This is a genomic window from Oleidesulfovibrio vietnamensis (genome assembly GCF_055388115.1).
The window spans coordinates 2,673,761-2,696,749 of sequence record NZ_AP042419.1 but is presented as its reverse complement, the minus strand read 5'-3'; the positions used below and the strand labels follow the sequence as shown (position 1 = coordinate 2,696,749).

Sequence of the window (22,989 nt, the reverse complement as noted above, 5' to 3'; positions counted from 1 at the left end):
TGCCTGCCTGTGCGGCTGACTGCCGTCAGTTTTTTTCCTGCACGAACATGGATGCATTGTAGCTGCTGCGCACCAGAGGAGCGCAGAACATATGCGGTATGCCCCGTGCGCGTCCGTAAGCCGCATACTCTTCGAACATGTCGGGATGGACATAACGCTGTACTGCGGGGTGCCTGCGCGAAGGCCGCATATACTGCCCCACGGTTACTATGTTGCAGCCCGTGGCGCAAAGATCGTCAATGACACCGAGCACCTCGGCGTCCGTTTCCCCCAGTCCGGTCATCAGTCCGCTTTTTACGGTAAATCCGGCTGCGCGTGCTCTGCGCAGCAGCTCAAGGCTCTGACTATAGTCTGCCTGCGGGCGTATGCGGCTGTAATGCGCGGGCGGGGTTTCCACGTTGTGGTTCAGCACGTCGGGGCGGGCTTGCAGCACTGTCTGCAGGGCTGCGGCATCTCCCTGAAAGTCGGGTATGAGCACTTCCACCGTGCAGCGGGGCAGCCGGCTGCGCACGGCCTGTATGGTCGCTGCAAAGTGGGCGGCACCGCCGTCGGGCAGGTCGTCGCGGGTGACGGATGTTATGACCACATGCTTCAGTTCCAGCCGCGCTGCAGCCAGCGCAACGCGCTGCGGTTCACCGGCGTCGGGGGGCAGTACGTCACCCGGTTCGATATTGCAGAAGGCGCAGTTGCGCGTGCAGGTACCGCCCAGAATGAGAAATGTGGCCGTGCGGCTGGAAAAGCACTCGAACATGTTCGGACACTTGGCCGACTGGCAGACCGTATGCAGATTAAGATCGCCTATGAGCTCTCTGGTGGCCGTATAGGTGCGGTTACACGGAATTCTGGTGCGCAGCCACGGGGGGATGCGCAAAAACGGCGCGGAATTCTCCTGCGCAGACATCTTTCACCTCCTGCAGGGTGATGCTGTCATCGTTACATTCGGCCTGCAGTGACGTGGCGCGGGCATCTGTCAGGCCGCACAGCGTTATCATGTCAAACAGGCTTACATCGCGGCACACGTTGAGTGCCAGCCCGTGGTACGAGGTCCACCGGCGCATGGCAATGCCGATGGAGCATATTTTGCGGTTTTCTATCCAGACACCGGGGCGGCCTTCACTGCGGAAGGCTTGCAGCCCGAAACGGGCCAGCGTCCTGATGACCACTTCCTCAAGACTGTAAAACAGGGCCCGCATGCCACCGGGGCGCCCCGCAATGCGGAAGACGGGGTAGGCGACAAGCTGGCCGGGAAAATGGCAGGTTATGTTGCCGCCGCGGGTGGTCTGCGCCACCTCTATACCCATGGAAGCCAGAGTGCTGTCGTCCACGTGCAGGTTTTCGCGGCCGCCGTTGCGCCCGAAGGTTATGACCTTCGGGTGTTCCAGCAGGTACAGGGTGTTTTCCGCTCCTGCGGCAACCTCCTGTACCCGTCCGGTCTGTATTTCCACGGCTTCGGCGTAGGGTATGCACCCCAGATCGATAATCTGCATTGCCTGCGCGTCTCCACTGCGTTCCGGATTACCGTCCTCGTCTGCCGCCCGATGACGGTGCCGGTTTTGTTGTTTTTTTCGGCTTGCGGCTGCTGCCTGCCGTGTTTTTCCCTTTGTGCCGGTCCGCACCCTTTTTCCCGGGGTCGGCTGTCTGAGGGCCTTTTCTGTCCGGCCGGCTGCCGTCGTGGCGTGTTTTCCGCCCGTCATCCCTGCGTCCGTCATCCCTGCGTCCGTCGTTTCTGCGTTCGTCATCTTTGCGGTTGTCATTTGCACGCCTGCCGGATTGTGCATCGGAATGCCGGCGGGGACGGGTATCGGGCTGCGTATCGGGGTGTGTGCGGTGCCGGTCGTTGCGCCGGTCTGCCGGTTGCTGTGGCCGGGCCGCACGCAGGGCGGGGGCGCAGTCTGTCTCTGCAGCCGGACTGCCGGTATATGTCCGCGCTTCCACCATGACTGCACCTGATTTGGCGTCACGCCAGCGACGGTCGTGGATGTCCAGCGGCCAGCATACAGGCACAAGCGCACCCGAGCGGATACGTTCCGAGTTGCGCAGCAAGGTCAGGCCGTATGCGGAACAGCAGTAGCGTGCACTGGCGGGATGGTCCTGCACGGAGAACGGTTCGGAAATCACCCGGACCAGACCGGTGTCGCGCTGCGGAAAATGTGCGGTGACGGTGCCTGTATCGTCGTCCCAGTCATCCCATTCATCCAGAATGTCTTCTGCATCCGCTTCGGAAACAGGTGCAGGGCGTGCCGGTGGGCGGATGGGGGCAACGGGACGGGATTCCTGAACTGCCTCGCCGGAAGCGGGCGGCACGCGGCATGCGTACAGGTAGCTCAGGCTGACGTTGCGCTTTTCAAACCGTGCTTCGCCGGTCAGCTGCCGCAGCCAGTCCGGTGCCAGATGAGACGGCATATTGAAATGACACCATGCATTGTCAGCGCTGCCGTTCATGGGACATTCACCGTAGTGGGGGCAGGGTGCCAGCGGGGCGCAGCCGCATTCCATAAGATTGCTTCTTGCGCGCGACAGCGTCTGTCCGCCGTGGCGAGTGCCCGGTTCCATCATCAGCATGTGTCCGCCGCGGCGCAGCGCCGATGCTATGCCTCTGATAACGGACTCCATGCGTTCGCCGGGCTGCTGCCGTTTTCCGGGGCGCAGTTCGTTGAGCACATTGGCGCCTGTCAGCAGGTCGATTTTCCCTCGGTTTTCACGCAGAACCGCCTCCAGCGGAGCGCGTACCAGTTTTACGCGCCATGCCAGTTCCGCACCTTCCGAACGGGCCAGTGCGGTCAGCAGCTCCAGTCCCTGTTCCATGGGTTTGGAAGACATGTCGGCACAGATGAACGTCAGCGGTACGCTGCGCAGTTCGGGGCGGCATATCCACAGGGCCTGAGCCATGGTCAGCGGCCCGCTGCCCAGATCGAGCAGCACCGGAGGAGAATCCCCCCGCGCCGGGGTATCCAGCTTCAGGTCCAGCGAAGGCAGCAGCCATGACAGCCGGTACAGGTTCCACGGCAGAAAATAGTGTACGTAGGCGCTTATCTGTCTGGGGGCTGTCCAGTAGCCTTTGCGCATGTCTGTGCGCTCGCTGGTCAGTACGCGTGAAAGATCGCGGATGGCATAGGGCAGTTCGCGCCGGTGTGCCTGACGCAGCGGCATGACTCCGGCCAGTATCTGTCTGTAACGGGCCAGTATATCCTGAGTCTGCCGCGTAGGCGGAGTGAGTATTCCTTGATGCATAATATTATGAAAAGCGCATATGGCGCATGAAGTTGGTGGTGAATGCGGGGTCTGAAGTCAGATCGGCCACAATGGCGCCTGCGCTCCATTGCGCGGCGCGGGTACGGCAGTGATGGCGGGTGAGCATGTGCATGGCGCCCCGCAGGGCGGTATTGCCCGCCGCCGTGGTGCATTGTGCCAGTCCGCGGGGCAGAAAGCCCAGTGTTTCAAGATCGGCCGGAGAAACGTGCTGTCCCAGCGCACCTGCCAGAAAGACACGGCGCACATCCGCCGGCGAGAGCGAGGCTTCGCACAGCAGGCGTTCAAAAGCAAGCGAGAAAGCGGCTTTCACCTTTAGAATCTCTTCAATGTCGCGGGCCGAAAGTGTAACCGAGGCATTGAGACGCAGGCAGGCTCCCTGAGTCGGGGCCTGCGGGCTGTCATGCACAACGGCGCGTGCCAGTCTGCGGCCCGCCACGGAGGACGGCTGTGTGTTGAACTGCCCGTCAGGAGTGATGACCCCTGTCTGCAGCAGAACAGTGATGAGCGAAAGGTAGCCGGTGCCGCTTATGCTGCGGATGCTCTGTGCTGCGGCCATACCGCCCGCTTTTATGTCGGCGGGGCGCAGCGATGCCGGAGGGCTGACGACAGGGATGCCCTGCGCATCCAGCACGGCGGGCACCAGACCGAGCGGGGTGGCGCTGAATGCCGTGGCCGCGCCCGGGCAGGCCATGCTGCCGTGGGTCATGCCTATGCCCTCGAGAGCGGGGCCCATGGCCACACTGGTCACTATTGAATGTGCGGGAGACAGCGCCAGTACAAATTCGCCGTTTGTGCCCAGATCGGCCAGAACAAAAGGATACGGAGGCGGTGCGGATTCATCGCACAGCAGTGCGGCCATTCCGGCGCTGATGTCCGCTCCGACAAAAGGTGCGGGAACCGGCGGAATGTAAACCGGCGGCAGCGGGGTGTCTGTATTGTGCGCCGTGCCGCACAGCCGGACGGTTTCATCGCCGCGGTAATCCAGCCTGTAAGGTGCCCGGCTCAGGCCTTCCACCGGCAGGTCGAGCAGAATGTATGTCATGGCAGCGTTGCCGGCCACACAAAGCGAGGTGACCGGCTGTCCTGTCTCGCGGTGCAGAAAATCTGTCAGGGCGGCCAGCCTGCTTTTGACCAGAGCCGCCAGCCTGCCGCGCACTGCCGGATCAGCGGCCGCAGCCAGCCGCGACATGACCTCGCTGCCTGCACCCATCTGCGGGTTTGTCTCCTGTCCCTGCGCCACAATGCTGAGGGTGTCTGCTGCTGTGTCTACCGCGGCCCAGTGCAGGCTTGTGGTGCCTAGGTCAACCGCCAGCCCCAGTTGTCCGGTGGTTTTTGCGGGCCGTGTGGCGCTTTGTACCGGCGGTATGTGCGGCAGAGTTATGCGCAATCCGTCGCTGACGCTGTGGCGGCAGCCCAGCCGCCAGCCCTGCTGCAGCCGGGCTGGAGAAAAAAAGGCCACATCGTCGGCGTGGGGAACCGGCGCGGGACTGATGCGCATGCGGCACAGTCCGCAGCGTCCGATGCCGGAACACAGCGGCGGTGCGGGCACGGCGCCGCTGGTGTATACCGCGCGCGAAAGCGGGGCGCCTGCGGGCGCTTCTGCTTCGGTGCTGTTGCCTAGATGGTCTGTAATGGTGATGACGGGCATGGTCTGTGATCTGTGGCCGGAATGTGATATATGAATGCAGCGCGGGCCGTAAAGCCGGCATGCTGTCCTGCAGCCATCATACCCTGTGCTGCGTCCGGCGTACAGGGGGCACAATATTACGCTTGCCGCGGCCTGCTGTACGGTGTGCTGCGGCAATTATTCAGAATATCAGTGAAAAGGTGCAGCTTTGCATATATGATGAATCATACAGGCCGCCGTTTTTCGCACAACCGGAGGACAAGGCAGGGCCGTCCCCTGTCTGCATGCCTGTATCTGCCCGTTGCGGCAAGATAAAATCTGATATATCAGATAACAGAGACCATGTGTGTGTTGTGGCGCCATGCAACTTTTTTTTGCGGACACTGCGGCAGGATATCCGGATGACGTTGTTTGTGACCATACTGATCATTTTTGTGCTGACCATCGGCGGCGTGATCAGCAATCATGTCATTACGGCAAGAAATCTGGACATGATCCGGAGACTGCGTTCCGAACAGCAGAAGCTGAGTCTGGGCAGAGAAGAGGCTGCGGAGCGGGTGAGCGATTTGCGGCGGCGCGAAAAAATGCTGCGTATCCAGTTGAATGACATTGAAAAGGGACTGCCGCCCATCGATCTCGGGTTTATGACGCAGGAAGCCGTGCAGACGGGGCAGGAAGGCGCTGCGGATTATTCCGATATGCTGGAAAAACCCGCAAAGATCGCCCGCGGCGAGAATGCCGTGCTGGAAAGTCTGGTACGCGGCAGGCGCATTACTCCGGCGCAGTTGCAGAAAGCCAGAGACTACAAGACCCAGACCGGTTCGGAATACGGGCTGGAAGATGTGCTGGTGATGCTCGGGTATCTGCGTAAGGAAGACCTTGAAGTGGCACGGCGCCGTTTCGGGGCTTGATGTCTGCCCGGATTAGGGCAATAATGGCATTTATTATGCATCATTTTCCGGTCAGAAAGAGCAAACGGCGGTATTTGCCGGTTGGTTCTGCCGGTTCTTTTTTATGATGTCCGTCCGTTCCGCGGGCGTGGTAACCAGCACGGAGCCTGACTCTCTGTATGAACAAAATTCTGGCACAGGATGAAGTGGATGCCCTGTTACGGGGGCTTTCCGGCGGCGAGATAGAAACAGAATCCGATATACCGGAGGATGATTCCGGCATTGTGTCTTTTGACCTTGCCAATCAGGACAGAATCATCCGCGGGCGTATGCCGGTTCTGGAAATCGTCAACGACCGCTTTGCCCGTCTGTGCACCAACGCGCTGAGCAACGCCGTGCGCAAGCGTGTGGAACTGAACCCCATATCCATAGATATGACCAAGTTCGGTGACTTTATGCGCTCGCTGCCCGTGCCTACCAGCATCAATATTTTCAAGATGGAACCGCTGCGCGGCAATGCCATCATCGTGGTCGATTCACGCCTTGTTTTCGCTCTGGTGGAAAACTTTTTCGGCGGGGCAGGCAGTCAGCCCAAAATTGAAGGCCGCGAGTTCACGCGCATAGAACAGGCCATTGTGGACAGGGTTATCAAAATTGCGCTTGATAACATGGAAGAATCGTGGCGGCCGGTGCATGAGGTGAACCTTGAGCTGGTCCGTTCTGAAATCAACCCGCAGTTTGCTGCCATTGTGCCGCCCAGTGACGTTGTTGTGGTCATCACCTTTGAGGTGGAACTGGAATCGGCCATCGGTTCGCTGGTTATGTGTCTGCCGTATGCCACCATCGAACCTATCCGTTCGAAGCTGCATGCCAGCTTTCAGACCGAGCGGCTGGAAGTGGACCATGCATGGGTTGCCCGTCTGAAGGAGCGTCTGCTGGAAACTCCGGTGGAAATGAAAATACGCTTCGGGGAGACGAAGATAACCGGCAACCAGCTGTTGCGGCTGAAAGTGGGCGACGTGCTGCTGCTTGATACCGATACTGATGATCTGCTGGAAGGCACCGTGGAAGGGGTGCGCAAATTCTGGGGAATAAGCGGTATTGTCAAGGCTAATAAAGCATTTCAGGTCATCCGTGAGGAAGAACCCAGATATACCTGATATGCGCTGCCGGTTACGGATATTTCCGGAAAGAATGCAAGCGGCTTCGGCCGCTTTTTTTTGTCAGCTTTCGGGGGGGCAGCATTCGTCCGGGTAGAAAACACGCTCCATGGTCAGCCCGCATGCGGGGGCTGTGGGGGCTGAAAGCCGCCTGTCGCGGGCGGCGATGATAGCCGGTACATCCTCCGGTGCGCATCTGCCCGTACCGGTCCACAGCAGCAGGCCCATCATGTTGCGTACCATCTGCTTCAGAAACCCGTCTGCCTCGAAATGCCATGCCAGTTCCAGAGGGGCACGGGGGGTAGTGTCGTGGCTGCGCGGAAAATCATCGGGAGCAAGTCCGGGGGTGCGTGTTATGCTGTAGACCGTGCGTACCGTGGTGGCCAGCTCGGTTCCGGCATTCTGGAACGAAGCGAAATCGTGTGTGCCTGTCATGAAAGCGGCTGCCGCGTCCATGGCGGCGATGTCCAGCGGGCCGGTCATATGCACAAAGGGACGGCGCTGCGGCAGCACAAAAGCGCGGGTAAGCCATATACGGTAGGTGTAGCGTTTTTTTACGGCGTCAAAGCGGGCATGAAAGCCGTCCGGCACAACGGCGGCCTGCAGAACCGATATGTCTTCGGGCAGCTTGGCGTTGAGAGCCCGCCGCCAGTCAACGGCGGTTTTGGCATCGGGAATGTCCAGATGGGCGACCTGACCTTCGGCGTGAACGCCCGAATCGGTGCGCCCCGCTCCGTGCACGCGGACAGCGCTGCCCAGTATGGCTTTTGCGGCATCTTCCACCGCCTGCTGCACTGTGGGCTGCTGCACGGCATGGGGCCGTCCGGCCGGAAGACACTGTATCTGCCAGCCCGCATAGCGCGTGCCTGCATAGGCTATGATAAGCTTCAGCCGGGCCATACTACTCGAACGGCAGCTGCATTTTGGTCAGCGCCTCGGAAAGGCGGGCCGCTTTCTGTGCATCGACAAACGACAGAATTTCCCCTGCCTGCCTGCCACGCATTCCTGCCAGAATTCTGACAGCGATTTTTTCGTCCAGCGTTTCCAGTACGGCAGCTGCCTGCTTGGCTTTCATATTGGAATACACATCCACAAGATGACGCAGTTTCTTGTCTTTGGTCTCGCCCGCTTCTTCAAGCATTTTACCCAGACGTTCTTCCAGCGCCTGCAGGTTCTGGATTTTTGTATCCAGCTCGTTTTCCAGCTTGCGCAGATCAGCTTCTTTGCGGTTCAGCTCTTCTTCTTTACGCAGCAGCGCTTCGCGCTGCATGTCGGTTCCTGCGGCATCCGCTGCCGGAGGCGTGCTTTCCGCTGCCAGTGCCTGCGATGCGGCAATGACAGGCCGCTGCTGCGCTACGGCTGCAACAGGTTGCGCCACCGATGCCGTGCCGCCGGAGCTGACAGTTCCGCCTGCACCGTTGCCTGTGGCCAGAGCTTCTGATTTTGACGATGCAGCCGGGGCGATACCGGCCACGCTAAGCGGTGCCGGCGGCTGCAGTGAAAAGCCGGAAAGGGTGCCGTCCCACATCAGGGTGCCGATGACTGCCAGCTTTATGCAGGCAACAAAAAAGAGCCATTTGCACAGCTTAGAAAGACGGAGGCTGGTAGCGAAGTGTGGCTGTTTCGTCATTGGTGTGTTGTTCCTTCAGCTTTTCTTCCAGATCATGCCGCTCGGCCTGTTTGCTTTTCAGCTTGTCCAGCAGTTTGCGCTCCTGCGCTTTCTGGATGAGGTTCTGCCGCGCGCGGGTCAGTTGCTGGGCTATCTGCAGCAGGCGTTGTTCCGCGGCCTGAATGTCCTGCTTGATGGCCTGAATATAGTTGTGCGCCAGCCAGCGTTCCGCCTGACTCATGGTGGGCGATGCATACAGCTGCTGCAGCTGGATATCAAGCTTGCGGCGGAGCTGTTCCACCAGAGCCGTCTGATGGCGGTACTGCTGCTGGGCACGGGCAAATTCCATCTTTGCCTGCTCTTCAAGCTGCGTCCGGTAGTCCAATACCTGCTGCAGCTTGAATTTGAAAGACCCCGCCATGCGGAAAACCTCTTCAGATAATGGGTGCTGTGAAGACAATATCATATAGACGGAATGTACGGCTGCAACGTGTGCAGTCGCCAGCTACAGGCAAAGCAAAGATCAGGCCAGAGCACCCGCCAGCAGGGCCGACAGTTCGCCCCATATGATTATTGCGCCCATAAAGTCGCCGTTGAGGCCGTTTTGCCTGCGCGAAAGCCGCCTGAGGGCAATAATGCCGGGAGCTAGAAACACCAGCGAAAGCAACAGAATTCTGACACCTGTCAGCCAGACGCCGGAAAAGGCGCACAGCACTACGCTGATGCCGAGCGCTGCAGGGGTGGCGCCATCAAGAAACTGCCTGCCGAGTGACGAACACGCTGCCTGTGTGCCGGAAAAGGACAACAGCACGCATGCCGTGCGTCCCAGTGCAGGCGCCCATATGAGCACTCCTGCCGCCTGTGCCGCAGGCATGCCCTGCAGTATCTCGGCAGAACACATCATCTGGCCGCCCATGCCGAGCACTATGGCCATGACGCCGAATGCACCGGTACGGCTGTCTTTCATTATCTGCCAGAACCTGTCACCGGTTGCGCTGCTGCCCCATGCATCCCACAGGTCGGCCCAGCCGTCCCAGTGCAGTCCGCGTGTAAGCCACATGCCCAGCCCCACATACAGCCAGCTGCCGGCCAGCGCATGCCCCGCAGTCATTCCCGTCCACAGCGGCACCGTGCACAATGCCCCGATGAGCAGCCCGTACAGCGGCATCTGACGCATGGTGGCGGCCAGAGCTCCTTCGGCAATCATACGGGCGGGGTTCAGCCGCGTCATAAAGGCCAGACCGTCCAGAAATACCTGCCACTCACGGATCAGTAAACCGGACGCGGTGGCAGGAGGCTGCTGTTCAGGCATGGGAGTTCTCCGCAGGGGTGAGTATGATGTTGCTGCCGGTACGCAGACCGAGCACCTGCGATGCAGGCCGGCAGTTGCAGGCGATTTCAAGATAGCCCTGACTGGACGCCAGCAGTCCCGCGGGCGATCCGGCCGATACTGTTACTCCGTTTGATGCTGTTACTCTGTTCGATGCTGTTACTCTGTCCGATACTGTTACACGGGCCGGTACAGAGTCGGTCAGGTGCGGCAACAGCGCGTAGGTCTCTACCACATGCAGCATTACAGGGGGGTGATTTTCGTGCCGCATAACCACCCCGGCGGCTGAACCGGTGCGCTTCTGCCATGCGTCCACCACCGGCAGCCATTGCTCCGCAGAGGCATTAAGCAGGAGATTGCCGAATCTGTCCACATGCATCACTGTGGCTTCCAGACGGCTGCTGCTGCCGCGGGCACGGTTCCAGTCAGGTGTTGTAATATCCTCCGGCCGGACAGGATGCGCCGGCAGTCCGGTGGCCGGACCGCGGCGCAGCATGGCCGCGAGCGGGGCAAAAATGTCACGTCCGTGAAAGGTGGCCGACGGCGGCACTGTTTGCATCGGGTGGGCATCCGCATGGTATTGTTCTGTGGCAGGCTTCAGGCTGGCACAGCGGACACAGGCAAATGCGGTTTGCTGTGCGGTACTTTCCAGCCGGAATATGCGGGCGTCCTGCTCCAGCACGCAGGTCAGCAGCCCGTTGTCCGGTGCCAGAAAAAACCTGCCTGCTGATTCGGCATACAGCAGCGGTCTGCCGGTGCCCACTCCGGGGTCAACCACGGCCACAAAGAGTGTGCCTGCCGGATAATACCCCGCGCTGGCTGCCAGAAAAAAAGCTGCCTGCATGACTCCGTGCGGTGGAACACCGTGGCTCAGGTCGAGCACGGGAGCGTCGGGAACAAGGGTGTGCAGTACAGCCTTCATTTGTCCCACATATGGGTCTGACAGGCCAAAATCAGTCAGTAATACAATTGGTTGCATGCGTACTTATTCCTTTATGGCAAAGGAAACACGAAAAGGCCGTGCTGCTGCGTTCCGCCGGCTCTGTGCGGAACGGCGCTTCGGCCTGTGATTGTCTGTCAACGCAGGGGCTGCGGCTCCTGCCTGAATGCTGCTGCGGGAAACCGGGCGGTGCGGCCGGTATTCCGTGCAGCGTAACGGCTGTATCCGGTCTGAGCTTTTTCGCAGGGAAAGGGCGGCAGACTCGGTATGCTGCGCGTTGCTATTTGTTTTTGTTGAACGTGATATTGAAAGACAGCGCGTAGAGATGGTGGAAAAAGTCCACATACTCCACGGAAACATCATCCGGCACGGTGATACGCGCCGGAGCATAGTTCAGTATGCCTTTTATACCCGCTTCAATCAGGTGGTTTGCAGCACGTTGCGCACGTTCCGGCGGGGTGGTGATTATACCTATTTCCACGCCCAGATCTCCCACACGTTCTTTCAGCCGCTTGGTGCACACTACTTCCAGACCGGAAATTTCTTCGCCGATCTTGAAGGGGTCGCAGTCGAATGCGCCCACAATGTGAAAACCGCGCAGCTTGAATTCCTTGTGGTTCAGCAGGGCGCGTCCAAGGTTGCCCACGCCTATCAGCACCGTTTTCCATTCACGGTCAACGCCCAGTGCGCTGGTGATGGATTCGATGAGATTTTTGACGTAGTAGCCGACACCACGAACGCCGAATTCACCGAAATACGCAAGGTCTTTACGTATCTGGGATGCGTTGACATTGCAGGCCTTGGCCAGTGGCTCGGACGAGATTACCTCGGTGCCGTCCCGCTGCAGGCTTTCCAGCACCTGCACATAAACGGCCAGTCGCTGGATAGTCGCACGGGGGATATGTTCGCTCTTAACGCTCATAAAGGTGACGATACTACAGTTGATGGTGAATGTGAAATAAATAACGAGTCAAAACTACAAAAGGAGGCCGGGAAACCCGGCCTCCTCGAAATCGCCTGAGATGTTCCGACTACCGGAAGAGCAGCATCAGGTTAACAACGAGGGCGTAAATTGCCAGAGATTCAACAAAGGCAAGGCCCAGAATCAGGGTAACCATGATTTTGCCGCCGGCTTCGGGATTGCGGGCGGTGCCTTCACAAGCAGCCTTCAGGCCCATGCCCTGACCGATACCGCAACCTGCAGCGGCGATAGCCATACCAATGGCTGCACCGAAGAGGACGAGGCCGTCGCCGGCACCGCCGTCAGCGGCGAATGCGAGGCTTGCGACAGAAAGAATAGCCAGGGTGTTCAGGGCGATCATCAGAAACTTGCGCATGATAACTCCTTCCTACGTGTAAGTTAGGTTATGTTGTTGGTCTAAGACCATTTCCCCCATTAGTGGGCGTGTTCCAGAGAGCCTTTAAGGTAGATGGTGGCGAGCATGAAGAAGATGAACGCCTGCAGTACCTTGGCCAGAGTGAACAGGAAGTAGATCGGAATTGTGCCGATGATGGGTGCCAGCATGAAGAACAGAATCAGCACGAATTCTTCACCGCGGATGTTACCGAACAGACGCAGAGAGAGCGAAAGCGGACGGGCGGTGTGGCTGATAAGTTCCAGCGGCAGCATGAGGGGCGAAAGCCACCACATGGGTCCCATGAAGTGTTTGATGTAACCGGCGCCCCAGCGTTGGATGCCGATGTAGTTGTAGTAGATAAAGCAGAACAGCGCCAGCGAAGCGGTGGTGTTGATGTTCGCGGTCGGCGCGTCAAAGCCGGGCACAAGACCGGTCAGGTTCATGCAGAGAATGAAAAGGAAAAAGACGATGAGGACAGGGTAAACCTTGCGTCCGTCTTCGCCCGTGATGGAAACTACAAACTCTTCAAGTCCTCCGATGATGACTTCGAAGATGTTCTGCAGTTTTCCGGGAACCATTTTGATTTTGCCGCGGACAATGAATGAAACCGCGAACAGCATCGCCATGACACACCATGTGTAAAAAACGTGCTTGAATTCGACGGATTGTCCGCCGACATTGATGTGACCCAGTCCGACCAGATCACTGAGGAGTACCGGATGCGGCAGCCCACTTGCCATTCCCTCATGCCTCCTTGACTTTATGCCCGGCCAGTCTGGAAAGACCCCAGACCAGTGTGGTCGCCACAACGGTTGAAAAACCTGCGATCAACACAAAGGGCGATACATCGAGCCAAACAATCAGACCGGCCATAGTTATACCGGTCACACCCAGCCTGCCGTAAAACCGCAGCAGCATCCCCAGCACCATGTCTCTGGTAAAAGTCCGGAGAATGAGATGCTGAATGAACTGCGCCAGTGAATAAAAGTTCCATAAAGCCAGTCCCGCGCACAGCGCGAACCAGAAAAGCCATTGAAACTTCCATCCCAGCGCCGCTGCTGCCAGGATTGCACCAAGAGTCAGAAGAATCTGGTTCCGAGCGACCGTCCGGATTTCCTGCGCCTTGAACCCCTTGGTCCACAGATGCCTGTCAATCCTTAGAATCAAACTTCTCAGCATCGCTCTTCGCCTGTTTTCCCGACAGTCTCTTCGTGTCCTGAAAGACACTTCTGAATCCGGCAACGATGCCGAATATCAGAAAAGTCAGAAGCAGCCAGGGCTTGGTCCCTAACCATTCATCAAGATAGTACCCTGCCACTCCCCCCACGAGAGTGTGCGTGACCATATGCAGTCCCATGGAACCGGCTACGGTCAGCGCGTCAAAGTACGACCTGTCTTTGACCTTGAACTGATTCTTAAAGAACATAGCGGATTGCACTCCCACGCCCCGACAGCGCCCACTGTGAGGTTTATGTTCGTGCATTCCTTCACAAGTGGAAACCGATTTATCACGGCTGATAGGGCAAGTCAACGAATTACAAGGGTTGCTGGCAGCCTTTTTAGAAATTTTTCACAAGCTCGGCAGCTGCGTGTATTCCTTGATGTTACAGCCGCTGCAGTCCGGGGTCTGGTGCCGCTTTGCCGTGTACGGAACGACACGCGGACGGCGCCGCAGTGTACGTTTATCGCGTTGCGGCGGCAATGCAAAAATAGCGGCGGGCTGCCACAGGCTGTGCCGCACGGGGCCGGTTGAAGCCGGGTTGGGCAAGCTTTTCTGTGTGGTTTTCTGGCCTGTGTCCGGTGCTCCTTTCCGCCGTGCCTGAGCGCCGTCGGGTGCTGGCGGGTGACGGCATCGCGCGGCAGCGGCTGCATTTTTCCGCTGCGGACTGGCGGCTCATCCTTGGCGTTGCAGCTGTGTGGCTTCAGCGCATGCTGCCGCGCCATAAGGTGCGCCGGAAAGGGCAGCGGGGCAGTCCGGTAAATCCTGCAGAATCAGTCCGGCGAGGATATTCCTGCCCATGCCGTCATCGTATTGAAAACAGGGCGACGCTTTCTATATGCGCAGAATGAGGAAACATATCAACGGGCTGCACAGCTTCAAGCCGGTAGCTGTCTGTCAGAGCCGCTGCGTCACGCGCCTGCGTGGCCGGATCGCACGATATGTAGACAATTTTGCGCGGTGCGCGGGATATAAGAGCCGAGAGCACATCGGGATGCATGCCGGCGCGGGGCGGGTCCGTGATGACTATGTCGGGTTTTTCCTTGTGCCTGATAAGCAGTCTGCGTACATCGCCCGCCAAAAAACGGGCCTGCGGCACCTGCTGATTACGGGCGTTCAGTGTGGCGAACTGTACGGCTTCTTCAGATACTTCCATGCCCGTCACCGACGTTACCTGATCAGCCATGCCCAGTCCCATGGTACCCACTCCGCAGTACAGGTCCCACAGTACGCCGCCCTGACCGGCATAGTCAGCGGCGGTTCTGCTCAGAATCTCCGTCGCCGCTGTGTTGGTCTGGAAAAAGGCATGCGGAGCCATGGTGAACGTCCTGCCGTTCAGTTGTTCCGTCAGGTGGCTGTCTCCTGTGCTGTACAAGGTCTTTTCGGCATACGCGGCCTGTACGGGCGAGCGGCGTTCGCCATGTATAAAGGATGTGATACCTTCGCCGCTCTCTGCCAGCAGATCGCCGAGCTGTCTGACCGCACGGGCTCCCGCATTGCCGCCGGTTTTTTCCGGGCCGGTAATCAGCTGTACCATGCACTGGCCGGTATACTGAGTTTCGCGGATGACAAGATAGCGGAAAAATCCTTCTCCGCTGCGCACGTCCCATGCTGTCAGTCCGGTCTGTGCGGCCCAGCGCCTTACCGAATCCACGATGCGCACGCAGCGCTGCGACTGCAGATGGCACTCGCTTATATTGATCACGTCATGCGAACCTCTGGCGCGCAGACCAAGGCGGATTCCCTGCGGACTGTCATTTTCAAAAGCAAATTCCATTTTATTGCGAAAGAAGCGCTGTGCGGGCGATGCCAGCGCGGGCAGGACGGGCGGTTCCGCAATTCTGCCGATGCGCACAAAAGCGTCGTGCACCAGACGCTGCTTCCATTCCAGCTGCATGGCATACGGCATGTGCTGCCAGCTGCACCCGCCGCATTCTGCAAAATGGCGGCAAAAAGGCTCGGTCTGATAGTCTGCGGCAGCGGTAACGCCAAGCAGTGTGGCTTCTGCATAATTTTTGCGGCATCTGGTCACGCGGGCTGTCACTGTCTGGCCGGGCAGCGCGTTGTCGATGAAAACGGCCAGTCTGCCGTGGCGGGCCAGTGCGCGGCCTCCCGTGGTCAGTGTGTGCGGCTGCAGGTGCAGTATGTCGCCTTCGGCGGGAGTGGTCGGGGTGTTCATGTTTGTGCTGCTCTTATAAAGCGAGTGTTTGCTCGTTCAGGAATGTTCTGTAATTATCGTATGCTATGTTTTATTTGTGCGCAAAATCACAAAACGGAACTTGACTTATGCGCTGATTTTCCGGCAAGTAGACAGCAGTCGTCACATTTCGGCAACGCCGAACAACAAGGAGCTGTGCCATGCTAACCGAGCTGTTTCACAACATGATGCACTCCACCCCGCAGGGCTTTGTGGGTGTGAGCCTCATCTTCATTTATTTCGCTATCATTCTGTACACCGCATTTTACCGCATCCGCAAAGGTGAGCATCTCGACCACTAGGATGTGCCGCGCGGAGGCGGATATACTTTTTTTATCCGCGCCGGTCACCTTGTATAGTTGCTTCAATGCTGTCGCGGCATGGCGGGCCGCCACAGGCCAGCAGGCCGCTTGCCGGTGCCGTTGTTTACGCTTATGCGGTTGATGTATTGCCGTGCTGTTTCGCAGCGCGTCAATGGCGTTTTGGGTGTTTTGGGTGTTTTGCAGGCCGGCTTCTTCCTGACCGGAAGGAGCCGGCTTTTTGCTGCTTGCGACTGCGGGGCGCGTACGGCGCGTGACAGGCGATGCCGCGCCGCCATGCACCTCATCTGGCGCAAAACACGTCTGCGCCGTGATTTCCGGTGGCAGGCCTGCGGCTAGCGCACCGCTTCGGAGGCGACCTCCATGAGGTACTTGCCGTATTCGTTTTTCATCATGGGGGCTGCCAGTTCGCGCAGTCTGTCGGCGCAGATGTATCCTTTGCGGTAGGCGATTTCTTCAATGCAGGCTATTTTCAGGCCCTGTCTGTCCTGTACCGCGCGTACAAAAGACGATGCCTGATGCAGTGACTCAAATGTGCCGGTGTCCAGCCATGCCACGCCGCGTCCCAGAAATTCCACCTGCAGCCTGCCTTGTTTCAGGTACTCGTTGTTCAGGTCGGTTATTTCCAGCTCGCCTCTGGCAGACGGAGTCAGCCCGGCCGCCACATCGGCCACACGGCCGTCATAAAAATACAGTCCGGTGACGGCATAGCGCGACTTGGGGCTCTGCGGCTTTTCTTCTATGCTGATCACACGCGCGTTTTTATCAAATTCCACCACGCCGTATCGTTCGGGGTCGCGCACCTTGTAGCCGAAAACGATGCCCCCCTGCTGCAGGCGTGCGGAATTTTCGAGCAGGGTGGCAAGTCCGGTGCCGTAAAACAGGTTGTCGCCCAGTATAAGGCAGACAGGCTGACCGGCAATGAAGTCGCGTGCCAGTACAAAAGCCTGAGCCAGTCCGTCGGGGCTTGGCTGTTCAATGTAGGAAAAGCTGAGCCCCAGCGCGGAACCGTCGCCCAGAATATCGCGGAAACGCGGCAGGTCGGCAGGCGTGGAGATGATGCACACCTCGCGGATGCCTGCCAGCATCAGCACGGAAAGCGGATAATATATCATGGGCTTGTCATATACCGGCAGCAGCTGTTTGCAGGCGCCGCGGGTGATGGGGTACAGGCGCGTGCCTGAACCGCCCGCCAGAATGATGCCTTTCATTCCAAAACCTCGTGTTCATTGATGTGGTATGCAGACGTGCAGAACGTCATACATACGCAAAACATGGCGTGGAATAAAGAGATAATGAAAGGGGGAGAAAGAGAGAAAAGGGGTCCGGGGAGAACAAGCCTTGGGGGAGGGCCTTGGTGCGGTGCTTCTCCCCGGACACGAGATGAGACACACTCAGGGAGAGAAATAGGTTATCTTTGAACGGTTGTCACTTATAAAAATAGTCTTCTGTGAAAAATAGTAATTGCGATTGTTGTTTTTGATTTTATATCAGCTTGTTATGTTGTGATTGGTTTTGTGCGTTTTGCCGTGTTCGGGACCTTGCCGTGGCTGATGCTTGCAAATATATCAGGAGAAGGATATGGGAAGGGGTTGGCTGGCGGAGAGTATGGCTGCGGAAATTGTTGTTGACTCCCGCTGAAAAAGAGGATAACTCTGCCTCTCCCCATTTCATTGGAGGTTTTGAAATGTACGCGATTATCGAAACGGGTGGCAAGCAGTTCCGTGTCGAAGAAGGCTGCAAGATCTTCGTCGAAAAGCTGGCCGCCGATGCCGGTAGCGAAATTGCTATTGATAAAGTTCTCATGCTCGGCGGCGACAAGTTCGCTGTGGGCGCTCCCTATGTGGAAAACGCCAAGGTGACCGCCGAAGTTATCGAGCATGGCCGTGGTGAAAAGGTCATCACTTTCCGCAAGTGGCGTCGTAACGACTCCCGCAAGAAACAGGGCCACCGTCAGGACTACACTGCCCTGAAAATCAAGACCATTACGGCCTAACAAGTAAGGAGTCCGAGTCATGGCACATAAAAAGGCAGGCGGCAGTTCCAAGAACGGTCGCGACTCTAACGCCCAACGGCGTGGCGTAAAACGCTTCGGTGGACAGTCCGTTCTGGCTGGCAACATTCTTGTCCGTCAGCTGGGCACCAAAGTTCACCCCGGTAACAACGTGGGTCTGGGTAAAGACTACACCCTGTTCGCCAAGTGCGACGGCGTGGTGACCTACGAAAAATTTACCCGTAAGAGAAGGGTTCTCACCCGCGTGCACGTGCTGCCCGCGGAGCAGTAAGCCCGTCTCTTTTCTGACGATACGTCAAGGGCGAAAGTCGCATTGCGTCTTTCGCCCTATTTTTCGTTGGGCTGTCGTCTGCAGCAGTTGCGGGCGGCAATCCGGCGGATACGGCGTGCTGTTTCCACGCGGGACGCTTTATGGCATCGTTGGTGTACGGCGGGGCTTTTTTGCTGTCCTTCCGGGCAGCATGTAACGACACTTTTTTGCAGCAGGCAGATATTTATGCGTTTTGTAGACGAAGCAGTAATCAAAGCTATTTCTGGCAACGGCGGCCATGGCTGTGTTTCTTTCCGCCGCGAAAAATTCATTCCCAGAGGCGGACCGGACGGCGGGGACGGCGGAAATGGCGGAAATGTGGTCTTCAAGGCATCCACTCGCCTGCTTAGCCTGTACGATTTCCGTCTGAAGCGGGTATATCAGGCAGAAAACGGCCGTCCCGGCCAGGGCAGCCAGATGCACGGCCGCGGCGGCAAGGATCTGGTGGTGGAAATGCCCGTGGGCACGCTGGTTTTCGAGCGCGGTGAAAACGGTGCCGAAAGCCTTATCGCCGATCTTTCGGAGCCGGACGTAGAAGTCGTCATTGCCCACGGTGGCCGTGGCGGCAAGGGAAATGAACATTTCAAGTCATCCACCATGCAGGCTCCCCGTTTTTCACAGCCGGGCGAACCGGGCGAAGAAAAATCTCTGAGACTTGAGCTTAAAATTCTGGCGGATGCCGGTCTGCTGGGTCTGCCCAATGCCGGTAAGTCGACTTTCATATCTCAGGTTTCGGCGGCAAAGCCTAAAATCGCCGCGTACCCTTTCACCACGCTTGTGCCCAATCTGGGCGTGATGATGGATGAATTTGATCCGGACAGACGCATGGTCATCGCCGACATTCCGGGCCTGATTGAAGGTGCTCACGAAGGGCAGGGACTGGGGCACCGTTTTCTCAAGCACGTGGAGCGCACACGTTTTCTGGTACACATTCTGAGCATAGAAGATGTGGACATGGAAAACCCGTGGGCCGGTTTCGACCTGATCAACGACGAACTGCAGCGTTTTGACGAAACGCTGGGCAGCCGCGAACAGATTCAGGTTGTCAACAAAATAGACCTGCTGCCTCCTGAAGAGGTTGACGGGCTGCGCGCAAGAGCCGAAGCTGACGGCCGCCGGATTTTCTTCATTTCCGCTCTGGAAGGTGAAGGACTGGACGCGGTTGTAAGTGAAATGTGGCGAATGCTCGCCGAACTGGACAGGAATGTTCCTCTTGATTCTTCGCGCCAGATAGAGCCTGAACCCGAAGAGGAATTTGATGTGGAAGTAGTCTGGGTGCGCGAATAGTCTTTTAGCGGAGGCGTCTGAAAGCCATGGACTGGCAGACCGAGCGCGGGCAGGTTCTGGATTCCGCCCGCAGAGTGGTTATCAAGGTGGGGAGTGCGGTGCTTACTTCCGGCAACGGGCTGGATGTGGGCGTGGTGGATAATCTGGTGGCCCAGATTGCCGACCTGCACGGCCGCGGCGTAGATGTGGTGCTGGTGTCCTCCGGTGCGGTTTCGGCCGGGCGTGCCGTGCTGCGGCGCTGCTGCGAGATAAAAGGTATGCCGCACAAGCAGGCGGCATCGGCCGTGGGGCAGAGCCGTCTCATGCATTATTATGACGAGGCGTTCGGCAGACACGGCATTATTTCCGCGCAGATACTGCTCACCAAGGACGACCTGCGCAGCCGTCACCGTTTTCTTAACGCCCGCAACACGTTTGCGGCACTTATGGACTGGCATGCCGTGCCCATTGTCAATGAAAACGACACAGTGGCCGTACGCGAACTGGAATTCGGCGACAATGACAGTCTGGCCAGTCTGCTGCTGAATGTGGTGGATGCCGACCTGTTCATCAATCTGACATCGGCCGGCGGAGTATATGCCGACAACCCCGACACCAACCCCGATGCGCGTGTCATGGAATGCATAGAAAATGTGCACGGGCTTAATCTGGACGTGATGTGCGGCGGTAAAACCGCTGTGGGGTCGGGCGGCATGTATTCAAAATTGCTGGCGGCACGGCGGGCAGCACAGCTTGGGGTGCCCACGCTTATTCTGCCCGGACGCAAGCCCGATGCCATGCTGCGGGCTTTTGCCGGTGACGAACCCGGAACATGGGTGCGACCGGAAAAGAAAACTGTTTCGGCACGCAAATTCTGGCTGGCGTATCACGCTGATCCCACAGGATCGGTGGTGGTGGATGACGGTGCTGTAAAAGCGCTTGAGGCGGGCAAAAGCCTGCTGCCTGCCGGAATCATCGGTGTTGAAGGGGGCTTCGGGCGTGGTGCGCTTGTGCGTGTCACTTCTGCGGCCGGTGCCGTGGTGGCGGTGGGCCTCAGCAACTACCCCGCCGCCGACCTGCGGCGCATCATGGGCCACCGCACGGCGGAACTTACGGCCATTCTGGGTGACAACCAGTACCCGGAAGCCATCCACCGCGATAATATGCTGATGGACGCCGTGGTGTGACCTGCGGCGCCGCGGTCATGATAAAGTGAGGATATATGTCTGAGACTCCGTGTGTTCTTACCATTGCCGGTTCCGATTCCGGCGGCGGGGCCGGAATTCAGGCCGACCTGAAGACCATGACGGTGCTGGGCGGCTTCGGCATGAGTGTCATTACAGCGCTTACCGCGCAGAACGGTCTGGGTGTCACCGGCATTCATGCCCCCGATGCTGATTTTGTACGCCTGCAGCTGGAAACGGTGCTGGAAGGCTTTCCCGTGCGCGCTGCAAAGACCGGCATGCTTTTTTCTGCGCCTATTATCGAGGCTGTGGCCGATGTGCTGGAAGCTTTGCCGCAGGAGGTACGTTTTCCTCTGGTGGTGGACCCTGTGTGCGTGAGCCAGAGCGGACACCGTCTGCTGCAGGAGGATGCAGTGGAGGCGCTGAAAAAACGCATGCTGCCGCTGGCCTATCTGCTGACGCCCAACCGGCCCGAGGCCGAACTGCTGGCCGGTATGGCGGTGGAGACCAAAGAAGATGTGGCAGAGGCAATCCGCCGTCTGCTGGATATGGGGCCGCGTGCCGTGCTGCTCAAAGGCGGCCACTTTGAGGGCACCGACACCCTGACCGACTGGCTGGGGCTGCCCAACAGAGAGCCTGTGCCCATGCCGCAGACAAAGGTTGATACGCCCAACAACCACGGAACAGGTTGCACGCTTTCGGCTGCCATCGCCACTATGCTGGCAAAGGGGCATGTGCTCGACAGGGCCATTCTGAAAGCCCAGCAGTATCTCAACCTCTGCCTGCGTGAAAGCTATGCCCCCGGTAAGGGGTTCGGACCGCCCAATCATGCGGCAGTTGTTGCGGGAACACTGTTGCAGGACTGATTCTGCATTGTTTCTGCGTACTATCGCTGTTGCTAACTATTAAGACCTGCCCTGCAGGTCTTTTTTTATACACAGCGCCGGAGTGCTTGGAAATGCTGTTGTTTTATTGTAGGTCATTGCCTACAGACAATTCATTTTGAGGTTGCTATGCCTGCTGAAACACACTTTGCCCCCGCACGACGCAGTACATTGCCGGAGCTTGCACGCCAGCGCAGGCTTTTTGCAGATGAAACACTGGTCACACTGCTCGATTCAGTAACGGATATTGTCGTTATTCTTAATGATACAAGACAGATTGTTTTTGCAAACCGCAATCTGTTGTCTCTGCTGGGTGAAAAAACTGCAGACAGGGTGATAGGCATGCGCCCGGGCGAACTGTTTTCGTGCGAACACGCCTGCTGCACTGCGGCCGGATGCGGCACCTCGCCCGCATGCCACAGCTGTGAAGCCGTGCACGCCATACTGTGCGGACTGAGCGGCAGACGCCGTGAAGCGGAATGCCGCATAACCAAGCGCGAAGATGAAGTGCTGGTGGCCTATGACCTGAAAATCTGCGCTTCACCGCTTACTGTGCACGATGAGCATTTTGTATTGTTCGCCATCCACGATATCAGCGACGAAAAAAGACGCCGGGCACTGGAGCGGATTTTCTTCCATGACATACTGAATACGGCAGGCGGACTGCAGAACCTTGCGCAGATGATTCTTGAAGAGGTTCCGCTGGACCTGAAGGGTGAAAGTCTGCTTATGCATCGCTTTTCCAAAGAACTGGTAGACGAGATCATGGCTCAGCGTCTGCTTCTGGCCGCAGAATCGGATGAACTGAGTATCCGCCCCGCACGGTTGTGTCTGGCTGAACTGATGAGTGATGTGCTGGAATCGGTACAGCAGATGGAAATGGCCCAAGGGGTGCATTTCGACGTGCAGGCACCGGCGGAAAGTCTGATGATAGAAAGCGATCAGACCTTGTTGCGCCGTGTCATGCTGAACATGCTGAAAAACGCCATGGAAGCCTCGCCGCAGGACGGTTGCGTGGCGGTGGGCTGCTGTCCGGCAGACGGCGGCGCAGAATTTTACACCAGAAACGACTGCGTCATACCAGAGGCACATCGGTGGCTTGTATTCCAGCGTTCTTTTTCTACAAAGGGAACGGGGCGCGGGCTTGGCACATACAGCATGAAGCTGCTTACCAACAACTATCTCAAAGGTTCCGTAGGATTTGAAAGCCGCGAGGGTGAAGGCACCACATTCCGCCTGTGGCTTCCCGCGGTGCTGAGCTGAGCACGACGTTTTCCGCCGCACGGGAGCCGGCACGGTGCGGTCCGGCGATGCATGCTGTTCGGGGGGTATCTGTTTTCATGCACCGCTGAAAGCGCGCGGGCGCACGGGCACAAACTGGCACACGGTCGCACGGTCGCGCGGCTTCGGGGGGGCAGGGAATGTGCTC

25 protein-coding genes are annotated in these 22,989 nt (G+C 58.2%); 9 read left to right on the top strand and 16 right to left on the bottom strand.

What is annotated here, in order from left to right:
- Window positions 1-25 precede the first annotated feature (25 nt).
- The 4 genes from lipA to ACZ5D1_RS12125 are packed head-to-tail and all read right to left on the bottom strand — an operon-like array spanning window position 26 to window position 4,900.
- A complete protein-coding gene (lipA, locus tag ACZ5D1_RS12140; RefSeq protein ID WP_011368536.1) occupies window positions 26-901 on the bottom strand; it encodes a lipoyl synthase in 876 nt (291 codons plus the stop codon).
- Window positions 831-1,487, bottom strand: a complete 657-nt coding sequence (gene lipB, locus ACZ5D1_RS12135) for a lipoyl(octanoyl) transferase LipB (RefSeq protein ID WP_011368535.1) — start codon at window positions 1,485-1,487, stop codon at window positions 831-833. The genes lipA and lipB overlap by 71 nt, the downstream gene beginning before the upstream one ends.
- 28 nt (window positions 1,488-1,515) lie before the next feature.
- Window positions 1,516-3,231 carry a small ribosomal subunit Rsm22 family protein gene (locus tag ACZ5D1_RS12130; protein ID WP_464554992.1) on the bottom strand — a complete coding sequence of 572 codons (1,716 nt, stop codon included), beginning with the start codon at window positions 3,229-3,231 and terminating at the stop codon, window positions 1,516-1,518.
- Window positions 3,232-3,235: 4 nt separating this feature from the next.
- Window positions 3,236-4,900 carry an ASKHA domain-containing protein gene (locus tag ACZ5D1_RS12125; protein WP_464554991.1) on the bottom strand — a complete coding sequence of 555 codons (1,665 nt, stop codon included), beginning with the start codon at window positions 4,898-4,900 and terminating at the stop codon, window positions 3,236-3,238.
- Between the two features lie 380 nt (window positions 4,901-5,280).
- Between ACZ5D1_RS12125 and ACZ5D1_RS12120 the strand changes: the two genes are divergently transcribed.
- A complete protein-coding gene (locus ACZ5D1_RS12120; protein ID WP_011368532.1) occupies window positions 5,281-5,790 on the top strand; it encodes a hypothetical protein in 510 nt (169 codons plus the stop codon).
- A 158-nt stretch (window positions 5,791-5,948) separates the two neighbouring features.
- Complete coding sequence (gene fliM / locus ACZ5D1_RS12115) at window positions 5,949-6,929, top strand: flagellar motor switch protein FliM (protein WP_011368531.1); 981 nt, start codon at window positions 5,949-5,951, stop codon at window positions 6,927-6,929.
- 63 nt (window positions 6,930-6,992) lie between these two features.
- Here fliM and truA read toward each other — a convergent pair whose 3' ends face one another.
- The 11 genes from truA to rlmD form a co-directional block, all read right to left on the bottom strand.
- On the bottom strand, window positions 6,993-7,829 hold the full coding sequence (gene truA / locus ACZ5D1_RS12110) for a tRNA pseudouridine(38-40) synthase TruA (RefSeq protein WP_455696876.1): 837 nt from the start codon (window positions 7,827-7,829) through the stop codon (window positions 6,993-6,995).
- 1 nt (window position 7,830) lies between these two features.
- Complete coding sequence (locus tag ACZ5D1_RS12105; protein ID WP_011368529.1) at window positions 7,831-8,559, bottom strand: MotE family protein; 729 nt, start codon at window positions 8,557-8,559, stop codon at window positions 7,831-7,833.
- Window positions 8,516-8,959 (bottom strand): flagellar export protein FliJ, encoded by a 444-nt coding sequence (gene fliJ, locus ACZ5D1_RS12100; RefSeq protein WP_273193630.1) that lies wholly within the window; start codon window positions 8,957-8,959, stop codon window positions 8,516-8,518. The genes ACZ5D1_RS12105 and fliJ overlap by 44 nt, the downstream gene beginning before the upstream one ends.
- A 102-nt stretch (window positions 8,960-9,061) precedes the next feature.
- The gene (locus ACZ5D1_RS12095; RefSeq protein ID WP_011368527.1) at window positions 9,062-9,850 is read right to left on the bottom strand and encodes an adenosylcobinamide-GDP ribazoletransferase; all 789 of its coding nucleotides are present in this window, start codon (window positions 9,848-9,850) and stop codon (window positions 9,062-9,064) included.
- Entirely contained in the window at window positions 9,843-10,847 is a 1,005-nt protein-coding gene (locus tag ACZ5D1_RS12090; RefSeq protein ID WP_464554989.1) for an SAM hydrolase/SAM-dependent halogenase family protein, read from the bottom strand. The genes ACZ5D1_RS12095 and ACZ5D1_RS12090 overlap by 8 nt, the downstream gene beginning before the upstream one ends.
- A 241-nt stretch (window positions 10,848-11,088) precedes the next feature.
- On the bottom strand, window positions 11,089-11,730 hold the full coding sequence (locus tag ACZ5D1_RS12085) for a redox-sensing transcriptional repressor Rex (RefSeq protein WP_011368525.1): 642 nt from the start codon (window positions 11,728-11,730) through the stop codon (window positions 11,089-11,091).
- 109 nt (window positions 11,731-11,839) lie between these two features.
- Window positions 11,840-12,145, bottom strand: coding sequence for an ATP synthase F0 subunit C (gene atpE / locus ACZ5D1_RS12080; RefSeq protein ID WP_011368524.1), 306 nt, complete (start codon window positions 12,143-12,145; stop codon window positions 11,840-11,842).
- 59 nt (window positions 12,146-12,204) lie between these two features.
- The gene (gene atpB, locus ACZ5D1_RS12075; protein WP_011368523.1) at window positions 12,205-12,906 is read right to left on the bottom strand and encodes a F0F1 ATP synthase subunit A; all 702 of its coding nucleotides are present in this window, start codon (window positions 12,904-12,906) and stop codon (window positions 12,205-12,207) included.
- A 4-nt stretch (window positions 12,907-12,910) separates the two neighbouring features.
- Entirely contained in the window at window positions 12,911-13,345 is a 435-nt protein-coding gene (locus ACZ5D1_RS12070; RefSeq protein ID WP_011368522.1) for a hypothetical protein, read from the bottom strand.
- Complete coding sequence (locus ACZ5D1_RS12065; RefSeq protein ID WP_464554987.1) at window positions 13,317-13,592, bottom strand: AtpZ/AtpI family protein; 276 nt, start codon at window positions 13,590-13,592, stop codon at window positions 13,317-13,319. The genes ACZ5D1_RS12070 and ACZ5D1_RS12065 overlap by 29 nt, the downstream gene beginning before the upstream one ends.
- Before the next feature lie 598 nt (window positions 13,593-14,190).
- Window positions 14,191-15,564, bottom strand: a complete 1,374-nt coding sequence (gene rlmD, locus ACZ5D1_RS12060) for a 23S rRNA (uracil(1939)-C(5))-methyltransferase RlmD (RefSeq protein WP_464554986.1) — start codon at window positions 15,562-15,564, stop codon at window positions 14,191-14,193.
- Window positions 15,565-15,743: 179 nt separating this feature from the next.
- Here rlmD and ACZ5D1_RS12055 point away from each other — a divergent pair, with 179 nt between their 5' ends.
- A complete protein-coding gene (locus ACZ5D1_RS12055; protein WP_011368519.1) occupies window positions 15,744-15,884 on the top strand; it encodes a hypothetical protein in 141 nt (46 codons plus the stop codon).
- Between the two features lie 353 nt (window positions 15,885-16,237).
- Here the strand turns inward: ACZ5D1_RS12055 and rfbA are convergent, their stop codons facing one another.
- Window positions 16,238-17,113, bottom strand: a complete 876-nt coding sequence (gene rfbA, locus ACZ5D1_RS12050) for a glucose-1-phosphate thymidylyltransferase RfbA (protein WP_455696878.1) — start codon at window positions 17,111-17,113, stop codon at window positions 16,238-16,240.
- A 476-nt stretch (window positions 17,114-17,589) separates the two neighbouring features.
- Between rfbA and rplU the strand changes: the two genes are divergently transcribed.
- The 6 genes from rplU (at window position 17,590) to ACZ5D1_RS12020 (ending at window position 22,823) form a co-directional block, all read left to right on the top strand.
- On the top strand, window positions 17,590-17,898 hold the full coding sequence (gene rplU, locus ACZ5D1_RS12045) for a 50S ribosomal protein L21 (RefSeq protein WP_011368517.1): 309 nt from the start codon (window positions 17,590-17,592) through the stop codon (window positions 17,896-17,898).
- Window positions 17,899-17,917: 19 nt separating this feature from the next.
- Window positions 17,918-18,187, top strand: a complete 270-nt coding sequence (gene rpmA / locus ACZ5D1_RS12040) for a 50S ribosomal protein L27 (RefSeq protein WP_011368516.1) — start codon at window positions 17,918-17,920, stop codon at window positions 18,185-18,187.
- Window positions 18,188-18,412: 225 nt separating this feature from the next.
- Window positions 18,413-19,513, top strand: coding sequence for a GTPase ObgE (obgE, locus tag ACZ5D1_RS12035; RefSeq protein WP_011368515.1), 1,101 nt, complete (start codon window positions 18,413-18,415; stop codon window positions 19,511-19,513).
- A 26-nt stretch (window positions 19,514-19,539) separates the two neighbouring features.
- Complete coding sequence (gene proB, locus ACZ5D1_RS12030; RefSeq protein WP_011368514.1) at window positions 19,540-20,679, top strand: glutamate 5-kinase; 1,140 nt, start codon at window positions 19,540-19,542, stop codon at window positions 20,677-20,679.
- 35 nt (window positions 20,680-20,714) lie between these two features.
- Window positions 20,715-21,542: a bifunctional hydroxymethylpyrimidine kinase/phosphomethylpyrimidine kinase gene (gene thiD, locus ACZ5D1_RS12025; protein WP_011368513.1), complete on the top strand. Its 828-nt coding sequence runs from the start codon at window positions 20,715-20,717 to the stop codon at window positions 21,540-21,542.
- A gap of 147 nt (window positions 21,543-21,689) precedes the next feature.
- The gene (locus tag ACZ5D1_RS12020) at window positions 21,690-22,823 is read left to right on the top strand and encodes an ATP-binding protein (RefSeq protein WP_011368512.1); all 1,134 of its coding nucleotides are present in this window, start codon (window positions 21,690-21,692) and stop codon (window positions 22,821-22,823) included.
- Window positions 22,824-22,989 lie beyond the last annotated feature (166 nt).

Coding starts and splice junctions, on each gene's coding strand:
- ACZ5D1_RS12065 (WP_464554987.1), bottom strand. CDS start 13,592: ATGTTCTTTAAGAATCAGTTCAAGGTCAAAGACAGGTCGTACTTTGAC.
- atpE (WP_011368524.1), bottom strand. CDS start 12,145: ATGCGCAAGTTTCTGATGATCGCCCTGAACACCCTGGCTATTCTTTCT.
- ACZ5D1_RS12055 (WP_011368519.1), top strand. CDS start 15,744: ATGCTAACCGAGCTGTTTCACAACATGATGCACTCCACCCCGCAGGGC.
- ACZ5D1_RS12070 (WP_011368522.1), bottom strand. CDS start 13,345: ATGCTGAGAAGTTTGATTCTAAGGATTGACAGGCATCTGTGGACCAAG.
- obgE (WP_011368515.1), top strand. CDS start 18,413: ATGCGTTTTGTAGACGAAGCAGTAATCAAAGCTATTTCTGGCAACGGC.
- rplU (WP_011368517.1), top strand. CDS start 17,590: ATGTACGCGATTATCGAAACGGGTGGCAAGCAGTTCCGTGTCGAAGAA.
- truA (WP_455696876.1), bottom strand. CDS start 7,829: ATGGCCCGGCTGAAGCTTATCATAGCCTATGCAGGCACGCGCTATGCG.
- ACZ5D1_RS12090 (WP_464554989.1), bottom strand. CDS start 10,847: ATGCAACCAATTGTATTACTGACTGATTTTGGCCTGTCAGACCCATAT.
- fliJ (WP_273193630.1), bottom strand. CDS start 8,959: ATGGCGGGGTCTTTCAAATTCAAGCTGCAGCAGGTATTGGACTACCGG.
- rfbA (WP_455696878.1), bottom strand. CDS start 17,113: ATGAAAGGCATCATTCTGGCGGGCGGTTCAGGCACGCGCCTGTACCCC.
- lipA (WP_011368536.1), bottom strand. CDS start 901: ATGTCTGCGCAGGAGAATTCCGCGCCGTTTTTGCGCATCCCCCCGTGG.
- lipB (WP_011368535.1), bottom strand. CDS start 1,487: ATGCAGATTATCGATCTGGGGTGCATACCCTACGCCGAAGCCGTGGAA.
- ACZ5D1_RS12130 (WP_464554992.1), bottom strand. CDS start 3,231: ATGCATCAAGGAATACTCACTCCGCCTACGCGGCAGACTCAGGATATA.
- ACZ5D1_RS12085 (WP_011368525.1), bottom strand. CDS start 11,730: ATGAGCGTTAAGAGCGAACATATCCCCCGTGCGACTATCCAGCGACTG.
- atpB (WP_011368523.1), bottom strand. CDS start 12,906: ATGGCAAGTGGGCTGCCGCATCCGGTACTCCTCAGTGATCTGGTCGGA.
- rlmD (WP_464554986.1), bottom strand. CDS start 15,564: ATGAACACCCCGACCACTCCCGCCGAAGGCGACATACTGCACCTGCAG.
- fliM (WP_011368531.1), top strand. CDS start 5,949: ATGAACAAAATTCTGGCACAGGATGAAGTGGATGCCCTGTTACGGGGG.
- ACZ5D1_RS12105 (WP_011368529.1), bottom strand. CDS start 8,559: ATGACGAAACAGCCACACTTCGCTACCAGCCTCCGTCTTTCTAAGCTG.
- ACZ5D1_RS12095 (WP_011368527.1), bottom strand. CDS start 9,850: ATGCCTGAACAGCAGCCTCCTGCCACCGCGTCCGGTTTACTGATCCGT.
- proB (WP_011368514.1), top strand. CDS start 19,540: ATGGACTGGCAGACCGAGCGCGGGCAGGTTCTGGATTCCGCCCGCAGA.
- ACZ5D1_RS12020 (WP_011368512.1), top strand. CDS start 21,690: ATGCCTGCTGAAACACACTTTGCCCCCGCACGACGCAGTACATTGCCG.
- thiD (WP_011368513.1), top strand. CDS start 20,715: ATGTCTGAGACTCCGTGTGTTCTTACCATTGCCGGTTCCGATTCCGGC.
- ACZ5D1_RS12125 (WP_464554991.1), bottom strand. CDS start 4,900: ATGCCCGTCATCACCATTACAGACCATCTAGGCAACAGCACCGAAGCA.
- rpmA (WP_011368516.1), top strand. CDS start 17,918: ATGGCACATAAAAAGGCAGGCGGCAGTTCCAAGAACGGTCGCGACTCT.
- ACZ5D1_RS12120 (WP_011368532.1), top strand. CDS start 5,281: ATGACGTTGTTTGTGACCATACTGATCATTTTTGTGCTGACCATCGGC.